The organism is Brevundimonas sp. (genome assembly GCF_023259385.1).
Classification (GTDB): domain Bacteria; phylum Pseudomonadota; class Alphaproteobacteria; order Caulobacterales; family Caulobacteraceae; genus Brevundimonas.
In genome coordinates, this window is record NZ_JAHFPF010000085.1 from 1 (window position 1) to 10,071 (window position 10,071).

Genomic DNA, 10,071 nt, shown 5'->3' on the forward strand with positions numbered 1-10,071 from the left:
GACGCCAACACCCGCCTGCCGGGCCGCCTGACCGCCCGGACCTGCCGCGGCATCTCCGGCGTCCGCGTCGCGCCGCCCGCGCCTCCGGCCCCGCCGGCGCCCCCGGCCCCGCCCCGGGTCAGGAATTTCGTGGTCGCCAGCGGCCGCTGACAAAAAAGGCCCCCGTCTCAGACGAGGGCCTTTTCCTTTATCTCAGGCCCATCAGACCTTGATCGGCACGGCCGTGCGGATGTGCACGTCCTTGAGCTGGCGCTCGCCCGCCTCGGTCGGGGCGTTCATCAGCAGATCCTCGCCCTGCTGGTTCAGCGGGAAGGCGATGACCTCGCGGATGGCGGTCTCGCCGGCCAGCAGCATGACGATGCGGTCGATGCCGGGGGCCAGGCCGCCGTGCGGCGGCGCGCCGTAGCGGAAGGCGTTCAGCATGCCGCCGAACTGCTCCTCGACGACCGAGGCGTCGTAGCCGGCGATGCCGAAGGCCTTGAGCATGATCTCGGCCTTGTGGTTCCGGATCGCGCCCGAGCACAGCTCATAGCCGTTGCAGACGATGTCGTACTGATAGGCCCGGATGGTCAGCGGGTCCTGGGTCTCCAGGGCCTCCAGACCGCCCTGCGGCATCGAGAACGGGTTGTGGCTGAAGTCGACCTTCTTCTCTTCTTCCGACCATTCGAACATCGGGAAGTCGACGATCCAGCAGAATTTGAACTGGTTCTCGTCGATCAGCTTCAGCTCCGTGCCCACGCGGGTGCGGGCCAGGCCGGCGAATTTGGCGAAGACGCCCGGGTTTCCGGCGACGAAGAAGGCGGCGTCGCCCTTGCCCAGGCCGAGCGCGGTCATCAGGGCCTCGGTCGGCTCCTGACCCAGGTTCTTGGCGATCGGGCCGCCCCAGGCGTTCTGGTCGTCCGACCAGAAGATGTAGCCGAGGCCCGGCTGGCCCTCGCCCTGGGCCCAGGAGTTCATGCGGTCGCAGAAGGCGCGCGAGCCGCCGGTCGGGGCCGGGATGGCCCAGACGGCGTTCTTGTCGTCGGCGCCGAGAATCTTGTTGAACAGGCCGAAGCCGCCGTCGCGGAAGTGGTCCGAGACGTCCTGCATCTTGATCGGGTTGCGGGTGTCCGGCTTGTCGGTGCCGTACCAGGCCATCGACTGGGCATAGGTCAGGCGCTGGAAGCCGCCGTGCTCGAACTGCTCGCCGAAGTCGTTGGTGAAGGTATGGGTCCCGCTGATCGGCGAAACCGGCAGACCTTCCGAGAACTCCTCGAAGACACCGTGCATGACGGGCTCGATGGCGGCGAAGACGTCCTCTTGCGTGACGAAGCTCATCTCGACGTCGAGCTGGTAGAATTCCAGCGAACGGTCGGCGCGCAGGTCTTCGTCGCGGAAGCAGGGCGCGATCTGGAAATAGCGGTCGAAGCCCGAGACCATGAGCAGCTGCTTGAACTGCTGCGGGGCCTGCGGCAGGGCGTAGAACTTGCCCGGATGCAGGCGCGAGGGCACCAGGAAGTCGCGGGCCCCTTCGGGCGAGGACGCGGTCAGGATCGGGGTCTGGTACTCGAGGAAACCCTGGCCGACCATGCGCTGGCGGATCGAGGAGATGACCTTGGAGCGCAGGACGATGTTCTTGTGCAAGCGCTCGCGGCGCAGGTCGAGGAAGCGGTTGGCGAGGCGGATTTCCTCCGGATACTCCTGATCGCCGAAGACCGGCATCGGCAGTTCGGCGGCTTCCGACAGGACCTCGAGGCCCTGGACGCGGACTTCCACTTCACCGGTCGGCAGCAGGGCGTTGACGGTGCTGGCGTCGCGCATGACGGCCTCACCGTCGATGCGGATGACGCTTTCGGCGCGCAGGCGCTCGACGATCTCGAAGCCCGGCGTCGACGGGTGCAGCACCAGCTGGGTGATGCCGTAGTGGTCGCGCAGATCGACGAACAGCAGGCCGCCGAGGTCGCGCTTGCGGTGCACCCAGCCCGACAGGCGGACATTGGCGCCGGCGTCGGTCGAACGGAGGGCGCCGCAGGTGTGGGAGCGGTAGGCGTGCATGGTCGGTTCGTCTTGGATTCGGGCCCGCGAGGGGCGGAATTCGGGAGGCCGGAAGGGCGCATCATCGCCTGCGAAAGTCAAGGTGCGAGGCGGTTCGAGGCACATCCGTGCAGGGTGAAAGGTGGGTGCGAACAGTGCGAACGATATGGACAGGTCGGACGCGCGAGACGCGTGAAATACACCGCTCATCCCGTTTGTAGGATTCTTGTCCGGCGTGCGTGCCCGATGTGGCCCATGCGGCCAGTGTGGCGCACGAATACGTCTCGATCGGACGCATGCTAGATTCCTAAGGATTTACCTAGTTCAGCAGCCTCGGCATTGCTCTGATCGCATAGCCAAGCTGTGAACAAGGTGGCAGCGTAACGGCATGAGCAGATACGACTTCCTGTGCGTGGCAGCTGTCACGGGGTACCTCATAGCTTTGGCGTGCTTTGCGAGCGGCCCATTCGGTGGGCTTTCTGCAGTCCTAGCCGCTCCTGCGCTTGCGGCTTGGGTTCAGGCTGTCGGTGGCATAGCCGCTGTCTTAGCTGCTCTTTTGGTTGGTGAATCTCAGTTCAAGCAACATCGGGCCGCCCGCAAAGAAGACGCGCGAAATCGGACTCAAACCGCGATGCGCTCAGCCTGGTGGATTTGCACACTGATTCAAGCGACTGCCACCCTCGCCGCAGGCGAGGAGAAAAAGAATGGGTTTGCTCCGGGCGTGGCATCCGCTCTCTCGGTTCAGACCAGCACCGCTTTAGACATGCTCAAGGCTGTGAACTTGGCAGACCTTCCCGATGGCGACGCCGTGAACGTCGTACTCAACTTTCAACAGGTCGCAGCGTCACTTCTCTCCATGCTCGCTCTAGTCGAGAAGCACGGCACCCCCATTACGTCATTCGAAAATCTAAACTCGACGGTCGGGGACGCGAGCAGGCGGCTAAACGAGGCCGTTGGGCGGTATGAAGCGACCGGAGGCGGCAAAGTTCACTGAGCCCTGAGGCTCCCCCGCATACACATGAGAACATCCGGTCCACAGGCGGCGGCGTTCCGTCCACGGACGAAGCGTCCGGATGGATGGCGAAGGCGGCGCATCTGCTATGGTGAACGCAATGACCGCCCGCCCCGCCCCGCCCGATCAGATGCGCCTGCCCCTGCAGAGCGACCTGCCCGAGGGGCCCGACGGCTTCGTGGTCTCGGACTGCAATCGCGCGGCGGTCGAGGCGCTGGCGGACTGGCCCAACCTGATCGGCGGCGTCATGGCCATCTGCGGCCCGGCGGGCAGCGGCAAGAGCCGCCTGGGCCAGATCTGGGCCGAACGGGTCGGCGCGGTCGCCTTCCACGGCGGCGAGGCGGCCCTGGTCGATCCGCTGGAGATCGAGGGCCGTCCCGTCCTGCTGGACCGGGCCATGGACGCCGACGACGAGACTCTGTTCCACCTGATCAATCTGGCCCAAGCCCCGGGCGGGGCCATGCTGATGATCTCGCGCCCCGCCCCCTCGGCCTGGGCCGTCACCCTGCCGGACCTGCGGTCGCGGCTGGACGCGGTGATCAGCGTGCCGGTCGAGGCGCCGGACGACGCCGTGCTGGCCGCCATGCTGGAGGCCCGCTTCGCCGAGCGCGGCATCCGCCCGGCCAAGGACGTCATCCCCTATCTGCTGCGCCGCATCGACCGCTCGGCGGCGGCGGCGGAGGCCGTGGTGGAGCGGCTGGACGCCCTGCACCGCCCCGTGACGCGGGCGCTGGCGCGCGAGGCCCTGGAAGGGGCGGATGAGAGCGACGAACCGTTCGAGTGAGGCGATGCGCGAGACGGCGCCCGCCCGAGCCAGGCTTGAAGGCCTGACGTCAGCGCGCCGCAGCGTCTTCCAGGCCGAGCAGGCTGGTTGCACTGAACGTCGGGGCCAAGATGGCGATATCATAGCCCAGCGCCAGATCCCGCCATTCCGGCGGTGCGGACGCCAGACCCTCGGCCCGGAGCGCCCGGAGATCGACCAGCATCCATGATCCCGGCGCGGCGTCAGCCGGCTGGGCGAGGACGACATCCTTGCGCCAGTCCGGCCCCTCGTCGTCGGCCATGTCGAAGGCCTGTATGGCGGCGGGCCGCCCGACGCCGGCATAGCCGGCCGTAGACCCCTTGGCGCCCACCACCATGATATGCAGGGCCGTGACGCCTTCACCCTCGGCGCGCTCGGCCACATAGGCGCCGAGGTCGCGCTGATCGAGCGGATTGAGCGACTTGTAGAAATGCCAGGCGCCGAATTTCAGCAGAACCCTCGCGCCGGGATTTTCGGCGAGGTGGGCGGCGAGCGTGCGCTTCATCAGCCGCGCGCGGCGTCCGTTGGGATCGCCCTGGCGCGCCTGCGACGCCAGATAGATGGCGCGGGTTTCGGTCAGCAGGCCGAACAGATACTGGGCGCGCGCCCCGCCGTCCTGCGCGATCGCGGCGGCGGCCTGATCGAGGTCGCCCTGCGTGACGGTGAGCAGGAAGAGATCGCCGGGCGAGCCTGAGGCGAGCGCGGCGGCGGTCGCTTCCTGATCCTGCGCGGCCAGACCAGTCAGCGCGGTCCGGGCGAGCGGACCCGGGTTGGCGGCCAGCATTTCCTGAAGCAGATGGCCGCTGGAACCGAGGAACTCCTGATCCAGTCCCCAGAGCTCGAAATCCGGACCCGCCGCGGCGGCGCAGTCCCCCGCCGTCCGGACTTCATCGCGCCCGCTGTAGAAGGCGATACCGTCCGGATGGGCGCCCAGGAAGTCGGCCATCCGGGCTTCCCGGTCGTCTGATCGCATGACGGAATCGACAACGCGGGCCGCTTCCGGGCCGGTCTCGATGGCCATGGCGGTCAGGCCGGAGGGCGCCATCATGCGGCAGATCTGGGTCGTGAAGGCCGGGATCTCGCGGGTCATGTGGCTTTCGCCGATCAGGACGTAGCGGCTGGCCGCGACCGCGTCGGACAGAATGCGCGCGCCCGCGCCTGACAGACCGTCCGGATTGACGTCCAGAGGGGCGATGGCCCGGGCGAGGCGCGACGGGAAGAGCGAGGGCGACGCCTCCTCGGCGACCGAGCCGGTCGCAAAGGCGCCGAGGCCGGCCAGAAGGACCGCCGACAGACCCCAATGAATTCTACGCACGCGCCCCTCCGAAAACGACTCAACGGGGTGTCGTCTAGCAAGGCCCGGAGGGAGGGGCCAATGGACTCCGAACCGTCTTAACCCTGACGGCCCCGTTCAGCGGGGGTTCATGGCGCGGGGCCGAAACTTCTCCTCAGTTGGTTCATCCGCTGTCGTCCTTCGGGTCGGCGGCGACCTGCAAGGAGACGCATGATGAAGACGAACAAAGCCCTGATCGCCGGGTTCGCGGCCCTCGCCGTGGTCGCCACCCCTATGGCCGCCGCCGCCCAGTCGTGGCGCGACCATGATCGCCACGACCGCTATGAGCGCCGCTACGACCGTGATGGCCGCTATGACCGGTATGACCGTCATGATCGGCGCGACTATCGCCGCTGGGAGCGCGACCAGCGCCGCTGGGAACGTGATCAGCGTCGCGAGTATCGTCGCTGGGCCCGCGGCCAGGCCATTCCGCGCGAATACCGCAGCCGCTGGTATGTGAACGACTACCGCCGCTACGGCTACGCCCCGCCCCCGCGCGGCTACGGCTACTACCGCACGGACACCGGCGACGTGGTGCTGGCCGCCATCGCCACCGGCGTGATCATCTCGCTGCTGTCGAATTAAGACCGCCGGAATGAAAGAGCCCGCCCGGAGCGATCCGGGCGGGCTTCTTCGTGCGCAAACGTCAGCGGCGGATGGCCTCGAACCCGCCGGTGAAGACCGCCTCCATGGCGTCGCAGATGGCGACCATCTCGGAGGATTTGCACAGGCCGTCGGACAGGACGTCGATCCGGCCCGTCTGGGCCAGCGACAGGGTCAGGGCGCCGGACAGCAGGTGGTAGAACCAGAACAGCTGGCGCTCGGGCGTGTCGGGCGAGACGCGGCGCAGCAGGCCGATGAAGCGGTGGATCACCGGGTCGAAATGCTGGTGCATGGTGTCGCCGCCCCAGACCGGGGTGTTGTTCACCTGGGCCACCAGGGCGGCGTAGTTCAGCCAGGCCGGATCGCCCTCGTTGAGCAGCAGGAACAGGGGCCTGAGGAAGGCGTCCAGGACGCCGCGCACCGTCATGGCGTCGCCGTGCTCGGCCTCGTAGCGGTCCAGGCTTTCCAGCCGCATCTGGTTCACCACCTCGGCGCGGCGACCGAAGGTCGAGGTGAACAGCCGGGCCTTGTCCTCGAAATAGTAGTGGACCAGGGCCGTATCCACGCCCGCCTCGGCGGCCACGGCCCGGAGCGTCACGCCGTGCAGGCCGTCGCGGGCGAACAGGCGCTCGGCCGCGTCCAGGATGCGCGTGGTGGTCTCCTCGCGGCGCTGGGCCTTGGGCTTGAGCGGCACCCGGGGTCGGGTGGATTTTGGCCGGGCGGCGGTGTCGGTCATCACCCTCTTGTACCCGAGAACACCGGTCTCAGGCGATCCCGCACGCGCAGCAGCAGGATCAGCAGCTTCGCCTTGCGCGTATGATGATCCAGGGCCGCCCGCCACCAGCCGCGCCGCACCCGGCCGCCGGGCGTGGCGTCGAACACCATCCAGTCGTCGCCGCGGGGGTCGTAGGCGGGCCAATCCTCGCCCGGCGAGCCGTCCCGGGCGAAGGCGATCCAGCGGGCGTGCATCCCGGCGCTGACGGCGCAGTCGGCTTCGGTGGCGGCCGGGGCGCCGTCCGGGCGGCGGTCCAGCGTCTCGAAGACATGGAAGATCTCGGCGGCGTGGTTGGCGCGCGGCATGGTCTCGCGCCTGGCTTCTTCAACATAGTCAAAGGCGTAGAGCCAGGCCTTCGACCGTCGCGGACGGCCGGCGATCCAGCGGGCCGGACCGGCGAAGCCGAAGTCCCGGAAGCCCAGGCGGACCAGTTGCTCCTCGTCGCCGTCGGCCTCCGGATAGAGGCGGGCCAGTGCGGCGTTCGGCTTGATCATCTGTCCGAACCGCTTCAGGCCGCCGCCGTAGTTGAGCAGCGAGTCCTCGCCGCTGTTGGCGCCGATCATCAGGGGCACGTCGGCGAAATCCCCTCTCGCGAAGGCGCCGATCGGGTCGCGGGTCAGGAGCCGGCCGTCGATCACCGGCCCGAAGGCGGACTCGACCGCGACCAGCCGGTCCGCCGGAACAGCGCGCAGGGCGGCGGCGTCGGGATCGGCCAGGCCCAGCGCCGTCGCGGCGGCCACGCCCTTGGCCTCAGCCGCCTTCAGGGGCGCGGCAGGCAGCCAGCCGCCGCCGGACTGGACGACCGCCTTGTGGAACAGCCCCCTCGCCCGCCGGGCCGTCATCAGGGCCAGGATGTCCAGCCCGCCCGCCGATTCCCCGAACAGGGTGACGTTGGCCGGGTCGCCCCCGAAGGCGGCGATGCTGTCGCGCACCCATTCCAGGGCCGCGATCTGATCCAGCAGGCCCGGCGCGCCGAGCGGCTCGTCCGCAGGAGCTTCGGCGGTCAGGGCGGGATGGGCGAAGAAGCCGAGCTGGCCCAGCCGGTAGTTGACCGTGACCAGCACCACTCCGTCCCGGGCGAAGGCCGCGCCGTCGTAGAAGGGCAGCGATCCGGCCCCCATCCGGTTCGAGCCGCCGTGCAGCCAGACCATCACCGGCGCCGGGGTCGTGGCCTCGGCCGGGGCCCAGACATTCAGGGTCAGGCAGTCTTCCGAGGTCGGTTCGGGCGCGCCGCCGATGCTGACGATGTCGGCGACATCGGAGGGCCCGGCCTGGGGCGGGGCGCAGCCGAACGCCGCGGCGTCACGCTGCCCCTCCCAGCGCGGATGCGGCTGGGGCGGCCGCCAGCGCAGGTCGCCGACCGGCGGCGCGGCATAGGGGATCCCGCGCCAGACATGGGCCGCGCCCTCGCGCCGTCCGCGCAGGGCGCCGGCCCGTGTGTGCGCGACGGGAGCGGCCGCGCCGGTGTCGATCTGAGCCATCTGTTTCCATCCCGGCGCGATCTGCGTCGCGCTCAAGTCCTCGAATGTGGACGCTCACCTTGGCCCGGTCGAGCGGCTTCGGCAAACATCATTCATGAGAAAATGAAGAATGTTGACAGCGTGGCCGTTCGTGGCTCACCGTCCGGCCCAATCCAGATCAGCGGCGATCAACGCCGGCGCGTGGATGAGGAAACGGACCGATGCGGAAGACAGGACAACTGCGCCTGGCGCTGATGAGCAGCGTCTTTTTGACGGCCCCGCTGTTTGCGGCGCCCGCCCTGGCCCAGGAGGCGCCGGCCGGCGAGGAACAGGCCGCCGACCTGGGCGAGGTGGTGGTCACCGCCCGCCGGCGCGAGGAGTCGCTTAAAGACGTGCCGGTGGCCGTCACCGCCGTCAGCAGCGAGCGGCTGGAACAGACCGGCGCGCTGGACATCACCGCCCTGCAGCAGCAGACGCCGAACGCCACGGTGCAGATCGCGCGCGGCACCAACTCGACCCTGACCACCTTCATCCGCGGCGTCGGCCAGCAGGATCCGCTGTGGGGCTTCGAGCCCGGCGTGGGCCTGTATGTGGACGACGTCTACATCGCCCGGCCGCAGGGCGCTGTGCTGGACATCTTCGACATCCAGCGCCTGGAGGTCCTGCGCGGTCCGCAAGGCACGCTGTACGGCCGCAACACCATCGGCGGCGCGATCAAATACGTGACCAAGCGCCTGAGCCAGGAGCCGGAGCTGACCCTGCGCGGCGCCTACGGCAGCTACAACCAGGTCGACCTGATCGCCTCGGGCTCGACCCCGCTGACCGACACCCTGCGCATCGGCGGGGCCATCGCCCGCTACACCCGCGACGGCTATGGCGAGAACCTGACCACGGGCGCCGAGCACTACAACAAGGACGTCACCGCGTGCCGCGTCAGCCTGGAGTGGACGCCGACCGGGGACCTGTTCTTCCGCCTGTCGGGCGACATCACCGAGGATGAGTCCAACGCCCGCCACGGCTATCGCATCGTCGCGCCGTCGCCGGACAGCGTCTATGACACCCGCGCCGGCATCGGCGACGACGGCTATGTGCGCACGCGGGGCCTGTCCTTCACCGGCGAATGGGCGGCGAGCGACAGCCTGACCTTCAAGTCCGTGACCGCCTGGCGGGACGGCGACACCAAGGGCGACGGCATCGATTTCGACGGCCTGCCGCAGCCGATCCTCGACATCCCCGGCTACTACGCCGACAGCCAGTTCACCCAGGAATTCCAGCTGCTGTTCCAGGGCGAGCGCTGGCAGGGCGTGGCGGGCGTCTTCTACATGGACGCTTCGGCCGAAGGGGCGTTCGACACGGTGATCGGCCTGTATCCCAGCATGGGGCCGGGCCTGCCCGCGGGCCTGACCACCTACACCGGCGGCAAGGTGGACACCGAAAGCTTCGCCGTCTTCGCCGACTTCAGCTACGACCTGACCGACCAGCTGTCGATCTCGCTGGGCGGCCGCTGGACGCGGGACGAGAAGAGCGTCACCCAGCTGCGCCAGAACTACCTGGGCGTCCGCAGCCCGTTCTTCGGCAACGCCGGCGCCATTCCGGCGGGCGCGCCGTCGACCAAATACAGCGCCTCGGACACCTATTCGGAGTTCACGCCGCGGGTCAGCGCCAGCTACAAATTCACCCCCGAGCTGACCGGCTACGTCTCCTTCGGGCGCGGCTTCAAGTCGGGCGGGTTCGACATGCGCGGCGACGCCTCCCTCTATCCGGACACGGTCAAGGGCTATCAGCCGGAGCTGGTCGACACCTATGAGATCGGCCTGAAGGGCTCGCTGCTGGACCGCCGCGTCAACTTCGCCACGGCCCTGTTCAAGTCGGACTACACCGACCAGCAGATCACCTCGCAGTTCTTCATCCCGCCCGCCTCGGTCGTCAGCTTCGTCGACAACGCCGGGTCCAGCGAGATCTGGGGCTGGGAGCTGGAGGCCAGCGCGCGGATCACGGACAGCTTCATCCCGCGCCTGACGCTGGGTTACCTGGATGCGCAGTTCAACGACTTCGTCACCTTCAACCCGCTGA

8 protein-coding genes are annotated in these 10,071 nt (G+C 68.7%); 4 read left to right on the forward strand and 4 right to left on the reverse strand.

Annotation, left to right across the window (positions count from 1 at the left end):
- Positions 1 to 201 precede the first annotated feature (201 nt).
- Entirely contained in the window at positions 202 to 2,034 is a 1,833-nt protein-coding gene (gene aspS / locus Q0C81_RS08225) for an aspartate--tRNA ligase (RefSeq protein ID WP_291836272.1), read from the reverse strand.
- A gap of 367 nt (positions 2,035 to 2,401) precedes the next feature.
- Between aspS and Q0C81_RS08230 the strand changes: the two genes are divergently transcribed.
- Together Q0C81_RS08230 and Q0C81_RS08235 are read left to right on the forward strand one after the other, a co-directional pair.
- Positions 2,402 to 3,007 carry a hypothetical protein gene (locus Q0C81_RS08230; protein WP_291836275.1) on the forward strand — a complete coding sequence of 202 codons (606 nt, stop codon included), beginning with the start codon at positions 2,402 to 2,404 and terminating at the stop codon, positions 3,005 to 3,007.
- Positions 3,008 to 3,125: 118 nt separating this feature from the next.
- Complete coding sequence (locus Q0C81_RS08235) at positions 3,126 to 3,809, forward strand: DnaA/Hda family protein (protein ID WP_291836278.1); 684 nt, start codon at positions 3,126 to 3,128, stop codon at positions 3,807 to 3,809.
- Positions 3,810 to 3,858: 49 nt separating this feature from the next.
- Here the strand turns inward: Q0C81_RS08235 and Q0C81_RS08240 are convergent, their stop codons facing one another.
- Positions 3,859 to 5,142: a hypothetical protein gene (locus Q0C81_RS08240; protein WP_291836281.1), complete on the reverse strand. Its 1,284-nt coding sequence runs from the start codon at positions 5,140 to 5,142 to the stop codon at positions 3,859 to 3,861.
- A 192-nt stretch (positions 5,143 to 5,334) separates the two neighbouring features.
- Here Q0C81_RS08240 and Q0C81_RS08245 point away from each other — a divergent pair, with 192 nt between their 5' ends.
- Entirely contained in the window at positions 5,335 to 5,745 is a 411-nt protein-coding gene (locus Q0C81_RS08245; RefSeq protein ID WP_291836284.1) for an RcnB family protein, read from the forward strand.
- 61 nt (positions 5,746 to 5,806) lie between these two features.
- Here Q0C81_RS08245 and Q0C81_RS08250 read toward each other — a convergent pair whose 3' ends face one another.
- Positions 5,807 to 6,499 carry a TetR/AcrR family transcriptional regulator gene (locus tag Q0C81_RS08250; RefSeq protein ID WP_291836287.1) on the reverse strand — a complete coding sequence of 231 codons (693 nt, stop codon included), beginning with the start codon at positions 6,497 to 6,499 and terminating at the stop codon, positions 5,807 to 5,809.
- Entirely contained in the window at positions 6,499 to 8,019 is a 1,521-nt protein-coding gene (locus Q0C81_RS08255) for a carboxylesterase family protein (RefSeq protein WP_291836291.1), read from the reverse strand. The genes Q0C81_RS08250 and Q0C81_RS08255 overlap by 1 nt, the downstream gene beginning before the upstream one ends.
- 200 nt (positions 8,020 to 8,219) lie before the next feature.
- Between Q0C81_RS08255 and Q0C81_RS08260 the strand changes: the two genes are divergently transcribed.
- Positions 8,220 to 10,071: TonB-dependent receptor (locus Q0C81_RS08260; RefSeq protein ID WP_291836294.1), on the forward strand; the 1,852-nt coding region annotated here is incomplete at its 3' end.

Bases quoted from the DNA above. Each gene is read 5' to 3' on its own strand.
- aspS (WP_291836272.1), bottom strand. From the start codon at position 2,034: ATGCACGCCTACCGCTCCCACACCTGCGGCGCCCTCCGTTCGACCGAC.
- Q0C81_RS08230 (WP_291836275.1), top strand. From the start codon at position 2,402: ATGAGCAGATACGACTTCCTGTGCGTGGCAGCTGTCACGGGGTACCTC.
- Q0C81_RS08235 (WP_291836278.1), top strand. From the start codon at position 3,126: ATGACCGCCCGCCCCGCCCCGCCCGATCAGATGCGCCTGCCCCTGCAG.
- Q0C81_RS08245 (WP_291836284.1), top strand. From the start codon at position 5,335: ATGAAGACGAACAAAGCCCTGATCGCCGGGTTCGCGGCCCTCGCCGTG.
- Q0C81_RS08250 (WP_291836287.1), bottom strand. From the start codon at position 6,499: ATGACCGACACCGCCGCCCGGCCAAAATCCACCCGACCCCGGGTGCCG.
- Q0C81_RS08255 (WP_291836291.1), bottom strand. From the start codon at position 8,019: ATGGCTCAGATCGACACCGGCGCGGCCGCTCCCGTCGCGCACACACGG.